Raw genomic sequence first — 14,677 nt, 5'->3', positions numbered from 1 at the left:
AAAATGATTATTTAACCAGGCCATGATGCGTCAGTTTCTCTCCTCTTTGCGGCTGGATGCTCAGCTCGCAGATCCTTTGTACCGGCAGATTTATCTGCGAATTAAAGACGCCATTGCGCAAGGAAGCCTGCTGGCGGGCAGTCGGCTGCCTTCGGTGCGTGGGCTGGCGAGCGATCTGGGCGTGGCGCGGGCCACGGTGGAAAGCGCTTACGGCCAACTTATCGCCGAAGGTTTTCTGCAAAGCCGGGGACAGGCTGGCACTTATGTTTCGTCGCAGCTGCAGAATCTGCCGGTACGCGCAGCATTGACAACGGAAGTGTTGCTGGCGGTGGCGGCTAATCCATTGCATCCGAGTGGGGCAACGCAGCCTTTTCAATTGGGGCTGCCGGCGCTGGATGCTTTCCCGCGCGCACTATGGCAGAGGATTGTCGGTCGCCAATTGCGTACTGCTCCTTTGGCGGCCATGGCTCATCCGTCAACTCAAGGGTTGCCCGATCTGCGCGCGGCGATCGTGAATTATTTGCAGCTTTCGCGTGGTATCAATTGTCGACCGGAACAGGTTTTTATTTGTGCCGGCTATCAGGCATTGCTGGATTTGGTGATCGGCACTTTACTCAAGACCGGTGACGAGGTGTGGCTGGAAGACCCCGGCTACCCGGTGACCCTACCGCTATTTCGCGCCGCCGGCATGCAGCCAGTGGCCGTGCCGGTTGATGAGCAGGGGATGAATATCGCCGTCGGTGTTGCCGCTGCACGTCGAGCACGCATGGCGGTGCTGACGCCGACCCACCAGAGTCCCCTGGGCGTCTCGCTTAGCCTGGCGCGGCGCATGGCCTTACTGGAGTGGGCACAGCAGCAGGGGGCATGGATCCTTGAAGACGATTACGACAGCGAGGTTCGTTATCATGGTCGGCCGCTGCCGCCGTTGAAAAGTCTCGATCGTCAGGGCAGGGTGCTGTACGCCGGGACTTTCAGTAAAACCTTGTTTCCGGCACTGCGTATGGCTTATTTGGTCGTGCCGCTTGAACAGGTGGACGCTTTTGGACGCAGCAGCCGGTTACGCGGTTGCGGCTGCCCGCCACTGATGCAGGCTAGCGTGGCTGATTTTATCCATCAGGGGCATTTCTATCGCCATCTGAAACGTATGCGGCCTCTCTATCGCCAGCGCCGTGAATGGCTGGCGCAGGCGCTTGCACGACAGCTGGGGGAGTATTTGACGGTATCGTCGCAGGCCGGGGGCATTCAATTACTGGCACGATTGACGGCAAAAGGCTTGGATCGGAGGATCGCGCAAGAGGCCTGGCAACGCGGGTTGTCGATACAGGCACTTTCGGATTGGCACATAGCCAGTGCGGCGGGAGATGGCCTGCTGATGGGGTTTGCCAACTTTACCCAGCAGAGCGAGGCTGAGCGGGCAGTGGCCAGGCTAGCCGAGTTGTTTGACGCCACAAATTAAACGGCCCGCGGTTTCCCACGGGCCAGACGCACATCTGTTGTTTTATCTTTATGACTGCAAGGGGTGTTAACGCCGGGCCAGCAGAACGCCGAGGACGATGCCAACCGCGGCCCCGATCCCTACGCCCTGCCAAGGTTTGTCGCGCACGTAGCTGTCGGCTTGTTCGACGGCATCGCGGGCGTGCTGTGTCAGATTGCTGGAACCATTGAAGCGAGCACGGGCGTCGCGTAACACGCCTTTGGCTTTGCTGTGCAGCTCTTTCAGTTCCTCTTTGGTTTTGTCACCGGATGCACGTAGCACCTCATCCAATGTATCAGCCAAAAGAGTGACGTCCTGATCAATGTCGCGTTCTACTTTTTCTGATTTCTTAAACATTCGACTCTCCGTTTTTGACACATGTCTCTTAAGTGTAGACCATTTCTCAAAATGTGCCGGCGATCACGGTAAAATACCTGGTGGGATAACGTCACCGGCGATGCCTGTCTGTGTTGTACATTTGGTTACTCGGCGAAACCAATCACTCACGGAAGCGGCTCATCGATTCCTCTAGTATCTGCTTCAACGGCCCAACGGGGCTTACTGAAAAAACACTCTGAGGAATTAAAGATGAAAAAAGTATTAGCCCTGATCGTTGCTGCCACCATGGGTCTGTCTTCTGTTGCTTTCGCTGCTGATACTGCTGCAGCTCCGGCAACGGCTGCTCCGGCTGCAACCACCACTACCGCTGCGCCAGCTGCTGCTGAGAAGGCTCCTGCTAAAGCCACTCATCATAAGAAAGCGCACCACAAAGCGACCAAGAAAGCCCCAGCTCAAAAAGCTCAGGCCGCTAAAAAGCACCAAAAAGTAAGCAAAAAAGCTCCAGCACAGAAAGCTCAGGCTGCTAAAACTCACCACAAAGTAAGCAAAAAAGCGCCAGCTCAAAAAGCCCAGGCTGCTAAAAAACACCACAAAAAAGCGCCAGTGCAGAAAGCTCAGGCCGCTAAAAAACACCACAAAGCCACCAAAAAAGCAGCAACTCCAGCCGCTTAATTGAGTGAGGAATGCGGTGCCTGAGGGGGCCGCATCATCCCGACGTTATTGAGACACCCGGCTTGGCCGGGTGTCTTCTTTTGAGGGCTAGCTCATGATGATCAATCGCTATCTGTTCGAAGTGATTTTCAGCGCCGTCACCCTGTGTGGGCTGATCGTGGCCTGGGAACTGTTTCTGGCCGACGGTTTTCTCTGATTACTGCGCGATGGGCGTTTCATGCAGGTGCCGCCAGCCCAGCCCGGTTTCGGTTTGCTCAAACACCACGGTGGAATTGCGCAGCGTCGCCGCCTGTCCAGGCAGCCTCTGTTTCTCGCGATAGCTGACCACTGCCCCCGTCGGCCATTCGGCCACCAACGTCATCTCTTCTATGCTGATTGCCAACCCTGGTTTGGCGGCCCGATGCGCACGGAAAAACGCGCTCAGTGCGGCAAAATCCAGTCGGCTGCCGTTCAGCGCGATCATGCTGAAGGCGGGATCAAAACGCGCCAACAGCCCCTGTTCATCTCCGGCCCCTTTTTCCAGCCAGTTTTCAATGGCGACGTGTGCGTCGATCACTTCGGTAAAATATTGGTTCATTGGTGTTCCTGTTGAGTATTGAGACGGCGCACTATGGCGCGGTTTGCGATGCGCAGGCACAGCAGCATGGGGATCAGCGTGCTGGCGGCGGCCAGGTAAAAACAACTTTTGTAGGCGACGGCGGGGGTAAAATGTTCCAGCAGCAGGTTGAGTAATAAGCTGAGCAGGGCGACACCCAGGCAGAAGCTGAGCTGTCGGTTGATATTCCACAGCGCACTGGCGTCGGCCAATTGCTCATCGGCAATATGCAAAAATGCGCTGCTCTGCGCGGTGCTGCTGCACAGGCTGCCGCCAAAGCCCATCAGGGCGAAGGCCGCAACCTGCAATCCGTAATCCCCAGCGTGCGCAATCTGTGACAGCGCCAAAATGCCCAACCCTTGCAGCAGACAGCCGAAGATAAACAGCGGTTTCGGGCCAAAATGGTTAAATTTCCGGCCGGTCAACGTGATGGCCAGGAACGAGGCCAGCGACCAGGGCAGCATCAGGCTACCGACCTGCGCGGCACGCATGCCCAACTGATTTTGCAAATACAGCATGGCGATCAGGCTGACGCCGATAAACAGGCCGGGGATGCACTGATAAATCATCATCGACGTGCGCAACAGCGGATCCTGAACCAGGCGCAGATTCAGCAAAGGGTGGGTAATGCGCAGGCTACGGCGCAGGAAATAGGTCAAGGCGATCGCTCCTGCGGTCAACAGTAACGCGCCTTGCGCAAGGCCCCCGTTTTCCCCCAGTCGGGTGAGGCCCAGTAAGATCAGCGTCAGGGCCGTACAGGCGCTAAGCAACCCCTTGATCTCGAGCGGTCGACGTTGCGGATCGGGTTCCTGAGGACGCAGCCAGAGTGCGGCCAACAGCAGCGCCAGCGCGGCGAGCGGCAGGTTGGCAAAGAACACCCAGCGCCAGTCGAGCCGGTCGACAATAAGCCCCCCCAATGTCGGTGACAGTGCCGGGGCCAGCAGGCCTACCAGCATAATGGCGGCGGAAAGCCCCGCGCGCTCATGGCTACGGTACAGTTGGTAGGTCAGCGTTTGGCCGATCGGGATCAGCAACCCGCCGCCCATACCCTGCAGCACTCTCCAGCCAACCAGTTCGCCGATGGAATCGGCATAGCCCGCCGCCGCCGTTGCCAGCATAAACAAGGTTAACGACAGCAAAAACACCCGCCGTCCGCCAATGCGCTGCGCTAACCAGGCGCTGAGCGGGATCACCAGCGTCAGGCCGAGAATGTAGCCGTTACTGACCCAGGCCAATTCACCAACCGAAGCCTGCAGCGCATGGCCGATTGAGGGGTAAGCGACGTTGGCGATAAACATGTTGATCAGATCGACAAAAAATCCGAGCAGGTAGACGATTGCGACTTTGATGCGATAGGGCATGGTGCCTCCGGTTGAAGGCCAGCAGTGTAACGGGCGGGAAAGTGCGGATAAATCGGCTATGAGCGATTACACTGTCAAAATTATTTTGACAATAAGGGGCAACAACATGCTTAACCTGCAGCGTTTGGCTATCTTCGTGGCCGTGGTGGACGCCGGCAGTTTCACCGCAGCTGCGGTGGCGTTGGGACAAACCAAGGCGGTGGTCAGCTTCAATGTCAAACAGCTGGAGAGCGAACTGGGGGTGTCGCTGCTGGTGCGCAGCACCCGACGGCTGGCACTGACCGACGCCGGCGAACGTTTTTATCAACGTTGTCTGCGGTTGTTGCAGGATGCGGAAAACCTCTTGGATGACGTACGTCGGGATCACCATGGATTGAGCGGCGTATTGCGCATCACCACTACGCCGGAATACGGCGCTCAGGTGGTGGTACCGGCGCTGGCGGCGTTTTCCCAATTGCATCCGCGCCTGCGCATTCAGCACGTTTCCTCTTCCTATCATGCCGATTTGATTTCAGAGCGTTTCGACGTGGCCATCCGGCTGGGACAACTGGCGGATTCCAGCCTGCGGGCGGCACTGCTCGACAGCTTTGCTATTGTGCCGGTCGCCTCGCCAGCCTACCTGGCCCGCCATCCCATTGCGTCTCTGGCCCAACTGGCACAGGCACAGTGGATTGCCCACAGTCGCCTCAGTTCGCCGCTGAGTTGGCAGGTCATTACCCCTGAGCGCCAGGCGGTGCTGTTCAAGGTGGAAGATGCCGCCACGTTGATGGGCGACAGTGCCGCAGCGCTGTTGGCGTTTGCTTTGCACGGTGCCGGGGTGGCGCTGTTGCCCGAATGGCTGGTGCGGCCTGCCCTCGCCGAGGGCAAGCTGTGTCCGCTACTCACGGACCATCAGTTTCCTGCGCAGAGTATTTATGCGCTATACCCCAACACCCGCCACGTACCGGAAAAGGTGAGGGCGTTTATCGATTTCCTGCGGGCGCGGGTAGCCACGGATGAATAAATGCCATGATGGCGGCCAGCGTTTGCCGGTGTACGGTTTCGCGTTGTTCGCTGGAAGAGGCGCAAAGCACCGCCCCATCATCTTCTTCACTCGCCAGGATTTGCCGGCCTTTGGGCTGACAAACCGGCAGGAAATCGAAATGATTGCCGCTGGATAGCCTCAGTGCATGAATAGGTTGCTTTCCGTTATCCGCCGCCAGCGTGGCTCCGCCAAGCCCGGGTTCCTGGCCGTCGGGCAAAAAGTGCTGTGGCTCGACGATCAGTAACGGTGCGCTGAGCCGACGCAGGCTGGTCGGCAGCAGGTAGGGCACCATGCCGGGATCTAGAGCCACCGCAAAGCGAATGCGCGGGTCGGTGTAGTCGGCGTCAAATGCCCTGGCGGAAAGCTTCGTCAGTGCGACATTGGCTTGTGTATAAAACTGACAGTTGGGCGACTGCGGTGCTTGTCGGCAGCCATTGATGAAATCGCTCAGCCGGACTTTACCGCCGATAGCTGCAATGGTGCTGTAACCACCCTTGGAGTGGCCGATAACGCCAATCGCCTGAGGGTTGAGCATCGGCTTCCAGCGAGGGTCGGTGGTAACGCCGCTAATCAAGGCGGAAATATCGCTGGTTTGTAACCACAGCTCGGCAGATAAAGCCGGAACCGAGTTACCGGTAGTGCTGCCTGGGTGGTTGGCCGCCACCACGATCGCGCCTTGTTGGGTCAGCGCTGCCGCCAGCCAGGCCTGGCTGGCGTTATTGCCGCCGCTGCCGTGGCTGATCACGATCAGCGGAAAATGCCCACTTGCTGCCGGCGCGTCCGGCTGACTCTCAATGCCGGTAAAGACCCGGTTTGCACCGATGAGCTGCGGTTTAGCCGTTTCAGTGGTGGGGTAGTAAATTCGGCTGACTAACGAACGCGAGCCGGCCTGAAAGGTTTCATCGTGGGTGGCGACCTGATAGGGGGACGCGCTCGCAGTACCGCACCACAGCATCAATAACAACAAGGTTGTTTTCATTTTCACTCCTCAAGGTATCGAGATTGAGAGGGTGGCATTGGCGGTGCCATCCGGCGACCTCGATCGCGATCCGGGTCGTTAAATGATTGTTTTAACAGTACACTGTTGATTCCGTGTGCAAACGACAAGACCTTGATGATGCCGCTTATTCCTCTCACATTTCTGTTCGGTCTGCTGTGCCTGGGGCTGCTGTATCGCCTCGGTCGTCCAACGGCGCGGCGCTGGGTCTTTCAGCTATTGTTGTTGCTGTGCGCGTGGCAAAGCCTGCTGGTGGGTATCCGTTATGGCTACGGCATAACGCAATTCAATGGGCTGCAACCGTTCGGCGCGATGGCGATCCCTTCACTGGCTTATGTCGCGTTTTTGGTGAGTACCCAGGGCCGTTTGCGGCGGCGCGAACTGTGGCATCTGATGCCGCTGTGCCTGACGCTGTTGGCCAGCCTGACGGCGCCCTTTTTGCTGGATGCCATGATTGTCGGGGTTATCTGGGGTATGGAGCCGCATTGCTGTATGCGTTGCGGCGCGGTGAAAACGCTTTGCCGCAGGTGGCGCTGGCGGAAAGTTGGCTGAGCTATCGACTGTGGCGCGGTTTGGGGGGCTTGCTGATCATGGTGGCGGTAGCCGAAGGGGTGATTGCGCTCGACTTTTCCCTGTTTGACGGGCGGCACGCCGGTTGGCTGGCAACGATCGATAATCTGTTGGTGGCGTTGAGCCTATGCTTGGTGCTGTCGCGCAGCCGACCTGCGGAAAGCCCGGTTGAGGTCATATCGGAAACGGCGGATAGCGGGGGGGAAGATGAGGATCAACTGGCCGAGTGGTTTGAGCGGGTGCAACAACGGCTGCTGCAAGATGACTTCTACCTGGAGCCTGAGCTGAACCTGGCCCGGCTGGCGCGCAAGGTGGGCTTGCCGGCGCGACGGGTTTCGCAGGCTATCAATCGGCATACGGGAATGAATGTGTCGCAATATGTGAATCAACTGCGTATTCGTCAGGCGGCGCAGTGGTTGCTCGCCGGTGATGAGCCGGTGACTGATATTATGCAAAAGGCCGGATTCACTACCAAATCGAATTTTAACCGCGAATTCTTGCGCATTCAGGGTGTGAGCCCAAGTGAATGGCGCAGGCAACAACAGCGGCTTTAAATAATACTTTGTTATCCCTTGCCGGGTTTGGATCGGAGCTATGCTAAATGCTGTTGATGAGCCGTACGGGTGTGCCGTCAATCTCTTGATTTTGCGGTACTGAGGGTATTTCCGGGCGTGATGTTGACGCTGCGCCTGCTGTTGCAAAAACGGCAAAATACCTAGTTAAGGAATATTCCTAAACCCACATCCATACCGAAAAATTTATTGTTTCATCTCATGATTACGGTAAGGTCGCTCAGCGGTCCAGAACGAGAGGAGAAATCGATGTATTTACGGCCGGATGAAGTGGCTAGAGTGTTGGAGAATACGGGGTTTGAGCGTGATTATGTCACCGATCAAGCCTATGGTTACCGCAAGGGTGAGCACTACGTGTATGTGAATCGTGAAGCGCGGATGGGCAGAACCGCGTTGGTGATCCACCCGGCGCTGAAAGAGAAAAGCGTGCATTTCGCCACGCCGACCTCGCCGATACGCACCAGCGATCAGTACCTTGAGTTTCCCCTGGATTTAAGCAGCGATACCCCGAGTGCGCGTTATGGCATTCCCCACGGTTTCAGCTCGCGTGACGCGCTTTCGCGCTATATCTACAGCATGTTTCTGTAATGCCTCCCCCGCCTGCGGGGGACATCTTCACCAATTGGCAATGGCTTCCTGGTTAAAACGCTCGTTGTAGGCGCGGCGGAACTGTGCCAGCTCGAAAGCATCGATATCCAGATCGGCAAAATAAAACAGCGCGGCTTCGGTGTGCTCGGCATGTAACTCTGGCGACAGACCGGCACGCAGCAGGGTTTCCCGCCACAGGGCAATCTGGTGGTCGTCTGCCTGTTTGATAAAGGTCAGATAGATAAACAGCAAATAGGCCGCCTGGTGCATCTCTTCGGTGTAACCGTTATTCAGCATGCGGATAAAGGTCTGGCTGTTGCGGCTACCCATCTCCTGAATCATCGATTCAATCAGCATAGGTTTCACTTTCAACAGGTGGGCCAGAGAGTCAATGGCTTTGCGGGTATCGGAAGTCAGAATGCGGTAACCAATAATAAATACAACGATCAGGGCAGCGATGATGATCCAGGTCATTTATGATTTATTACACTCTCGGAACGCCAGTATTTGGCAGGAGGCGCTGCAGGACAGCGCCCGGTGTCAACGCTGTTCGCCGCTGAAATTGTCGGCTGCCCGCTGCTGATTGCGCAGGTGGTGGTTGAAGCTGGCGGCATCTTTGGCCAGTGCGTCCAGATGGGCGCCCAGCATTTTAATTTGCTTCACCAATGCGTGCTGCTCCGGCACTGAACTGGCGGTGCTCAGCTTGCGTACCAACTGTTCGTTCTGCATACGCAGTGCGACTTCGCGCTGTTTAGCCTCTTCCAGCAACTGCTGCAGGGCCTGATAGCTGTGCTGCCATTCACGGTGCTGCTTTTCGAAGCTGGCCTGCAACTCACTCATGGCATTTTGAAACTGGGTTTCCAGCTCGCGCATTTTCATGGGATCGATCCTTTGCGGCACTCAATAATGGTTTTGCAGTATAACGAAAACTGCACAGAACCTCACCCGTTGACGACGATTGCGGAAAATTCCCGGCTTGCAACCGGAGCTGTGGGTCTTACAATCAGGCTTATTCCGGCATGAAAGGCTTAGTGTCCAAGAGTGGCTTTGAGATGAGCAACCAAGACAAAGATTTTTTTGAACAGGCGATGGCGGATGTCATTCCGTTATCCCGCGGTCCCGAGACGTTGTACTTGAAGCCGCAGGAGACCATGGATAAGCGCGCGCGCCGTGAAGCGCAGGCGCTGCAGCAGGAAAACTTTCTCAGTACCGGCTTTCTCGAACTGATCCCCTGTGAGCAACCGTTGGAATATAAAGGCGAGGGCATTCAACAGGGCGTGCTCGACAAGCTGAGCCATGGCCGCTACCCGCCACAGGCCAGTCTGAACCTGTTGAAACAGCCGGTGGAGGCCTGTCGGCAAGCTCTGTTCCGCTTTATTGTGCAAGCGGAAAAGCAAAGTCTGCGTTCGCTGCTGATCGTTCACGGCCGTGGGCGAGATGATGAAAGCCACGCCAACGTGATCCGCAGCTATGTCGCCAAGTGGCTCGCTCAGTTTGAGCAGGTGCAGGCTTTTTGTCGGGCATTGCCGCGCGATGGCGGTGAAGGTGCCTGTTACGTGACGTTGCGCAAATCTGCACAGGCGAAAGCCGATAACTTCGAACGTCACGCCAAACGCAGTCGATAAACAGGGCAACAGAAGGCCAGCCGGTAGCGAGGCCACCGGCTGGTGGGGGTTATTTATTGAAGAATTTATAATCCAGCGAATAACGTCCGGCGCCGGTGACCGCCAGCAGCAACAGCCCGCCAATAATGCTGATGTTTTTGAAGAAGTTTATTTCATTGCCCATCATTTCCATGCCGGTCATTTTCCAGAATGGGTGGCCGATAAACGCGGTGCCGAGTACGTAAAGGGCAAAAATAACCGCGATAGGGCGGGTAAATAACCCAAGAATAAGCGCAATGCCGAAAAAGAACTCCACCACCACGGCGATAATCGCCGCTAAATAAGGCATGGGCGTGCCATACCCTTCCATTGCCGTGACGGTTGCACCAAAGCCAACCAGCTTCATCCAGCCAAATATGATAAACAGGATCATCAACAATATTCGGGATAGCAGAATAACGCCGTCTTTTGAGCTTTCACCCATTTTGAACTCCTCAGCCACTGTCACAATTATGTTGTGTTACTGATTAAAGAGTAGACTAATATTGGCTTTGTTGTAGCGACAACCGAGAGTTACGCACTTTTTTATAGGAATAAATTCTATGGATCTTAAATTTTTGGAAGATGAAAAGCGTTTCTATATAAACGATCAGCAGGGGAAGATGATTGCCGAGATATCTTTTGTGCCCAGCGGCGACAAATTAACCATCATTGATCACACCTGGGTTGACGAAGTGCTAAAAGGCCAAGGGGTAGGTAAAAAGTTGGTGGCGCTGGTGGTCGCCAAAATGCGCGCGGAAAACCGAAAAATCATTCCGTTATGCCCGTTCGCCAAACACGAATTCGACACCACGCCAGAATATCAGGATATACGCGCCTGAAACCTAGCGGGGCGTAACCACGTCCCGCTGCTCAGCGCATATCAAAGTTGCTACCACTGCGTTGGCCGGAACCTGCGGTCTTTGCGCGTAATCCATGCTGATAAGCTTTTCCCCCAATAGCGAACTCGCTCTTTGTGGCAGCGCTGGTTGCATAATAATCGCTATATAATATATTACATAACGATTATTAAAACAGAGGGATAGCAATCTAATGCCGGGATTATTGATGTTCTATGTGGGCGGCACCGCACCGGGTGCCAATATCGAATTGCACGACGTACAATTCGTTGCAGCGGAGCGGCCAGAACAGGCTTATCCCTTGCTGCGCGAGAAATGGTTTGGCGATAAGAACAAGGTGCATGTTGATGGCTATGCGCGTATTGAATGGGCGGATGGCTATGACGTGGCGCTGAGGGCTGAGCCGTTCGTCGGGCCGGAGAAGCTGTTCTTTGTTAACGTGGGCGGTTACCGCAGTGACGAGTTGGCTGAGCTGCACGAGTTTGGCCTGTTTGTCGCGCACAGTGCGGATGAAGCCAAAGAAAAAGCCAAGCAGACGTTACTGACCGGCAGCTTCAAGCAGCATAAGGATGATCTGGCTGAGGTGGACGATTGCCTGCTGTTGCAGTCACTGCAGGGTTACCATGTACATTTGCAGGCCAATGCGCAGGGTAAAGCGGCGCAACCGCTGTGGCAGGGCTATTTGCCGATCGGCGAGTAGAACGTGATAGCGGCACCGATGCCTGCAACCGCGCCCTAAGCCATTGGGGGGAGGCAGCCTCCCCAATATTGGATGTGTTCAGGATTTATTGCGGAAAAGAAGCATTAAGCAGGTTTATGAGCGGCGAGAATAAATATCATTGGGCGCTCTTTTTCTTCGTCCAGCGCCGGGTTTTCTGCGATTTGTTGAGCCGAAGGGCCCCATTCGCTCAGATAGCTAATAACGAAGCCTTGCCGGATCAGCAAGTTTACGTAGCTGCCAAGCGTGCGGTGCTGCTTGATGACCCCATCTGCCAACCAATTTGAAATCCGCTTACCTTCCTGCTGATAGCCATTAACCGGCCATGACTTCTGCCCGTTTTGATCGACCCACCATCCCTGATGCTGCGGTGCGGTATAAATGGGGTGCTCAGCGGTGAAGATAAACTGCCCGCCAGCCGTCAGCGCCTGATAAACCGTGGCGAACAACCGCGCCAGATCTTCGATGTAGTGCAGCGTCAGTGAGCTGTAGGCGATATCAAAAGACGCCTGCGGCAACTGAAGCTGCTCCAGATCCTGCTGGCGGTATTCAATGCCGGCATCCTGGGTCATCGACTGCGCTTTACCGAGCATTTTTTCTGAGACGTCCAACCCCAGTACGCTTACGGCACCTTGTTCACGAGCGCTGCGGCAGAACCACCCGTAGCCGCACCCGAGATCGACTACGCGCTTGCCGTGCAAATCTGGCAGTATGCTGCGGATAGTCGGCCATTCCGGTGCGCCGTCCAGCCCGTTCACCGAGCGGCTGAGCTGGGCATAGCCGTCGAAGAAGGCCTGATTGTCATAAATATTTTGCGTCATAATGACTCCTGTTTTGGTGAAATCGCTGCCGGTTAAGGGGCAGCGTCGCCATATTATCTGCCCACCCTGCTGATTTCCATGATAAAGGTCGTGCTAACCTCCACGGGTTACCGCATAATTTTACGCCAGAAAAAGAATGAAAAATCACCTCAGGAAAAGATATGAAGATTATTTCGGTGCGTCAGTCCCCCGAGTTTAAACAGCAAGCGATCGGTTATTTCCAACAACAATGGGCTTCGCAAGAAACGCTGATGATGTATGAGGATGCCATCACTCGTTGCATCGGTGCGGCTAATCCATTGCCGCAGTGGTATTTGCTGGTGGACAACAGTCAGATCCTGGGGTGCGCAGGATTAATCACCAATGATTTCATTAGCCGCGGTGAACTCTATCCATGGCTGTGCGCGCTGTATGTGGAGGAGGCCCACCGTAACCGCGGTTACGGCAGGTTGTTGATTAACCATGTGGCGCAGGAGACTCGTCAGCTGGGTTTCCCACAGTTGCATTTGTGTACCGATCTGGAAGGCTACTACGAGAAACAGGGGTTTGCCTTTAATGGGTTGGGTTACCATCCCTGGGGCGAGGCTTCGCGAGTGTATACGCGGGATCTGTAAGAGGATTAACGGGCTCTGATAGCCAGTTAATAACGCTTTGGCAGCCGGTTAACCGCCAGCAAAATACCTTTTTCGACGGTAATATAATCTCCCTTGCGCAGGTCAGATAATATTTTCATGATGCCACTGCGCGAGAGCTGCGTTCGTTGCTGAATATAGCGTGGGACCGTAGTGGATAAGCGAAAGGCTTCTTTTTCATTCATTAGCATCAGCAAGTGATTGCAGACAACCTCGTAGGCATCGTTGCCTGACAATAACCTGTCGCGGATGCTCAGAACTTGGATGACATAGGCTTGTATATGCACTAAGTTTTGCCAAAGGTTTTCCCGTGCCAGCGTTTCCAGCACATCACTTTCCTGGTACATCACCAGTTCAACCGGTGATTCGGCCAGGAAAAAGATCAACTCTTTAGGGAAGAAGGTTTCCGCGATACCGGCGAGCGAGGGTTCTCTAAAGTTGGCTATTTTCAAACCATCACTGTCGCGGCATGCGGACATTTCACCGGACTGGAGCAAGAACCAATGCCGAATGCCATTGTGAAATAAGCGAATTTTTTTGCCCGCTGGAAAAGAACATTTTTTACCATAGGGCATTAAGGCGTGCTTAATCGCCAAGATATGCTCTATCGGCTTATCATCTTTATTAAATAAAGTGGCTGAGTTTCTTTTCCCAAGAGTGAAGATAACGTCTGTTTCCATAATGTCATGTTCCAGGGGCGTAAATTTATTACGGTGAAGCCAGGGTCGAATTTTTCCGCATACTATATTATGCCTTGTAGCTATGCAATTATGCAGCTCTGTCTGGTGGGTGGTGGCGGGCAGTGAATGGTAAAATAGGGTGAATATGATTAAAAATCAATTTGTTGCCTGGTGTGCATTTTTGGACACTTAAGCCGCTATCAGACAATTACCCTGGTGGAGTAGTATGCACGGCGTTTGATGCTCCCACTATGGATGATAATAATGAAACCGTGCTCAGATTTTCTAACTCCTCGTATTAGGGGGAGTAAGTTTAGTATTTCGCTTTCGCTAATTTTCGCTTACCTTATTTATTCGCCTTTTTCAGTTGCAGCGAGCTGGTCCTTAGGGGCAGCTGCGATGGTGAATGATTATGGTTATGTTGATACCGATGCTAAAACCCAGGGATTGCCCACGTTAAACTATGAGAAAGGGAACTTTTATATTCACTCTTTGGCGGCGGGATATTATCTGCTGAATATGCCAAAGGATCAGATTTCGATCATCACCTATTATTCCCCCCTAGGTTTTGATCCGGATGATAGCAATAACAGCCAAATGAAAAAACTGGATAAGCGCGATGGCACAGTAATGGCCGGGATGGCCTTCACCCATAAAGAAAAATGGGGGGTTATTCGCGCATCGCTGGCTGGTGATACCCTTGATAACAGTAACGGTGTGGTAGGGGACGTGGCCTTCCTGTATCCAATCAAGGCGGGCAAGCTACGCCTTGTTCCCGGTATTGGCGCGGTCTACAACAACGGTAACCAGAACGATTACTACTATGGCATTGGCCATGCGGAGGCAAAAAGCAGCGGTTTCTCAACGTATTCGGCCGGAGAGAGCTGGAGCCCTTATGTGGAGCTGAGCGCCAACTACCAGTTTAACGAACATTGGTATGCCTTGGCGTCAGTGCGTGCCGTGCAGCTGAGCAGTGAAATCACCGATAGCCCAATGGTGGATAAAGATATCTCCAGCCAGGCTTTACTGGGCGGTGGATACCGATTTTAAGCTACATGTTAGTAAGCCTGTGCCGCCTTCAGGGCATGCGTGCCTGTCTGCTCTGGCGACGCGACCAGGTTGCGAGCGAAG

18 protein-coding genes and 1 pseudogene are annotated in these 14,677 nt (G+C 54.6%); 10 read left to right on the top strand and 9 right to left on the bottom strand.

Going from position 1 to position 14,677, the window contains the following annotated elements; all coding sequences use genetic code 11:
* Window positions 1-22: 22 nt before the first annotated feature.
* On the top strand, window positions 23-1,456 hold the full coding sequence (locus EBA31_RS20195; protein ID WP_122080060.1) for a PLP-dependent aminotransferase family protein: 1,434 nt from the start codon (window positions 23-25) through the stop codon (window positions 1,454-1,456).
* A 66-nt stretch (window positions 1,457-1,522) separates the two neighbouring features.
* Here EBA31_RS20195 and EBA31_RS20190 read toward each other — a convergent pair whose 3' ends face one another.
* Window positions 1,523-1,831 carry a YqjD family protein gene (locus EBA31_RS20190; protein ID WP_020828296.1) on the bottom strand — a complete coding sequence of 103 codons (309 nt, stop codon included), beginning with the start codon at window positions 1,829-1,831 and terminating at the stop codon, window positions 1,523-1,525.
* A gap of 231 nt (window positions 1,832-2,062) precedes the next feature.
* Between EBA31_RS20190 and asr the strand changes: the two genes are divergently transcribed.
* Window positions 2,063-2,485 carry an acid resistance repetitive basic protein Asr gene (gene asr / locus EBA31_RS20185; protein ID WP_122080059.1) on the top strand — a complete coding sequence of 141 codons (423 nt, stop codon included), beginning with the start codon at window positions 2,063-2,065 and terminating at the stop codon, window positions 2,483-2,485.
* A 196-nt stretch (window positions 2,486-2,681) separates the two neighbouring features.
* Here asr and EBA31_RS20180 read toward each other — a convergent pair whose 3' ends face one another.
* Together EBA31_RS20180 and EBA31_RS20175 are read right to left on the bottom strand one after the other, a co-directional pair.
* Window positions 2,682-3,062, bottom strand: coding sequence for a cytoplasmic protein (locus tag EBA31_RS20180; RefSeq protein ID WP_048761063.1), 381 nt, complete (start codon window positions 3,060-3,062; stop codon window positions 2,682-2,684).
* Window positions 3,059-4,441, bottom strand: coding sequence for an MFS transporter (locus EBA31_RS20175; protein WP_122080058.1), 1,383 nt, complete (start codon window positions 4,439-4,441; stop codon window positions 3,059-3,061). The genes EBA31_RS20180 and EBA31_RS20175 overlap by 4 nt, the downstream gene beginning before the upstream one ends.
* Window positions 4,442-4,547: 106 nt before the next feature.
* Between EBA31_RS20175 and EBA31_RS20170 the strand changes: the two genes are divergently transcribed.
* Window positions 4,548-5,444, top strand: coding sequence for a LysR family transcriptional regulator (locus EBA31_RS20170; RefSeq protein WP_116691891.1), 897 nt, complete (start codon window positions 4,548-4,550; stop codon window positions 5,442-5,444).
* Here EBA31_RS20170 and EBA31_RS20165 read toward each other — a convergent pair.
* The gene (locus EBA31_RS20165) at window positions 5,404-6,444 is read right to left on the bottom strand and encodes a dienelactone hydrolase (protein ID WP_122080057.1); all 1,041 of its coding nucleotides are present in this window, start codon (window positions 6,442-6,444) and stop codon (window positions 5,404-5,406) included. The genes EBA31_RS20170 and EBA31_RS20165 overlap by 41 nt on opposite strands.
* A 138-nt stretch (window positions 6,445-6,582) precedes the next feature.
* Between EBA31_RS20165 and EBA31_RS20160 the strand changes: the two are divergent.
* Together EBA31_RS20160 and EBA31_RS20155 are read left to right on the top strand one after the other, a co-directional pair.
* A pseudogene (locus EBA31_RS20160) lies at window positions 6,583-7,586 on the top strand (helix-turn-helix domain-containing protein).
* 267 nt (window positions 7,587-7,853) lie between these two features.
* On the top strand, window positions 7,854-8,192 hold the full coding sequence (locus EBA31_RS20155) for a DUF2002 family protein (RefSeq protein WP_020828289.1): 339 nt from the start codon (window positions 7,854-7,856) through the stop codon (window positions 8,190-8,192).
* A gap of 27 nt (window positions 8,193-8,219) precedes the next feature.
* Here EBA31_RS20155 and EBA31_RS20150 read toward each other — a convergent pair whose 3' ends face one another.
* Together EBA31_RS20150 and EBA31_RS20145 are read right to left on the bottom strand one after the other, a co-directional pair.
* Entirely contained in the window at window positions 8,220-8,666 is a 447-nt protein-coding gene (locus EBA31_RS20150) for a DUF1198 family protein (protein WP_020828288.1), read from the bottom strand.
* A gap of 66 nt (window positions 8,667-8,732) precedes the next feature.
* Window positions 8,733-9,071, bottom strand: a complete 339-nt coding sequence (locus EBA31_RS20145; RefSeq protein ID WP_020828287.1) for an MbeD/MobD family mobilization/exclusion protein — start codon at window positions 9,069-9,071, stop codon at window positions 8,733-8,735.
* A 173-nt stretch (window positions 9,072-9,244) separates the two neighbouring features.
* Here EBA31_RS20145 and smrA point away from each other — a divergent pair, with 173 nt between their 5' ends.
* Window positions 9,245-9,817, top strand: a complete 573-nt coding sequence (smrA, locus tag EBA31_RS20140) for a DNA endonuclease SmrA (RefSeq protein WP_041415633.1) — start codon at window positions 9,245-9,247, stop codon at window positions 9,815-9,817.
* 49 nt (window positions 9,818-9,866) lie between these two features.
* Here the strand turns inward: smrA and EBA31_RS20135 are convergent, their stop codons facing one another.
* Entirely contained in the window at window positions 9,867-10,280 is a 414-nt protein-coding gene (locus EBA31_RS20135) for a DoxX family protein (protein WP_020828285.1), read from the bottom strand.
* 118 nt (window positions 10,281-10,398) lie between these two features.
* Here EBA31_RS20135 and EBA31_RS20130 point away from each other — a divergent pair, with 118 nt between their 5' ends.
* Together EBA31_RS20130 and EBA31_RS20125 are read left to right on the top strand one after the other, a co-directional pair.
* Complete coding sequence (locus EBA31_RS20130) at window positions 10,399-10,677, top strand: GNAT family N-acetyltransferase (RefSeq protein WP_020828284.1); 279 nt, start codon at window positions 10,399-10,401, stop codon at window positions 10,675-10,677.
* A gap of 211 nt (window positions 10,678-10,888) precedes the next feature.
* Window positions 10,889-11,395: a DUF1543 domain-containing protein gene (locus EBA31_RS20125; protein ID WP_046372804.1), complete on the top strand. Its 507-nt coding sequence runs from the start codon at window positions 10,889-10,891 to the stop codon at window positions 11,393-11,395.
* Between the two features lie 104 nt (window positions 11,396-11,499).
* On the opposite strand, the gene EBA31_RS20120 is transcribed toward EBA31_RS20125, so the two are convergent.
* The gene (locus EBA31_RS20120) at window positions 11,500-12,234 is read right to left on the bottom strand and encodes a bifunctional 2-polyprenyl-6-hydroxyphenol methylase/3-demethylubiquinol 3-O-methyltransferase UbiG (protein WP_122080056.1); all 735 of its coding nucleotides are present in this window, start codon (window positions 12,232-12,234) and stop codon (window positions 11,500-11,502) included.
* 161 nt (window positions 12,235-12,395) lie between these two features.
* Here EBA31_RS20120 and EBA31_RS20115 point away from each other — a divergent pair, with 161 nt between their 5' ends.
* Window positions 12,396-12,848 (top strand): GNAT family N-acetyltransferase, encoded by a 453-nt coding sequence (locus tag EBA31_RS20115; RefSeq protein ID WP_020828281.1) that lies wholly within the window; start codon window positions 12,396-12,398, stop codon window positions 12,846-12,848.
* A 26-nt stretch (window positions 12,849-12,874) separates the two neighbouring features.
* On the opposite strand, the gene EBA31_RS20110 is transcribed toward EBA31_RS20115, so the two are convergent.
* The gene (locus EBA31_RS20110) at window positions 12,875-13,546 is read right to left on the bottom strand and encodes a winged helix-turn-helix transcriptional regulator (RefSeq protein ID WP_122080055.1); all 672 of its coding nucleotides are present in this window, start codon (window positions 13,544-13,546) and stop codon (window positions 12,875-12,877) included.
* Window positions 13,547-13,810: 264 nt separating this feature from the next.
* Here EBA31_RS20110 and EBA31_RS20105 point away from each other — a divergent pair, with 264 nt between their 5' ends.
* Window positions 13,811-14,596 (top strand): MipA/OmpV family protein, encoded by a 786-nt coding sequence (locus EBA31_RS20105; protein ID WP_052730602.1) that lies wholly within the window; start codon window positions 13,811-13,813, stop codon window positions 14,594-14,596.
* Window positions 14,597-14,677: the final 81 nt, after the last annotated feature.

The sequence above is a fragment of the Serratia sp. P2ACOL2 genome, from assembly GCF_003691565.1.
In the GTDB taxonomy this organism is placed as follows: Bacteria; Pseudomonadota; Gammaproteobacteria; order Enterobacterales; family Enterobacteriaceae; genus Serratia; species Serratia liquefaciens.
The sequence above is the reverse complement of the archived record's forward strand: the minus strand, read 5'-3'. Positions and strand labels throughout refer to the sequence as shown.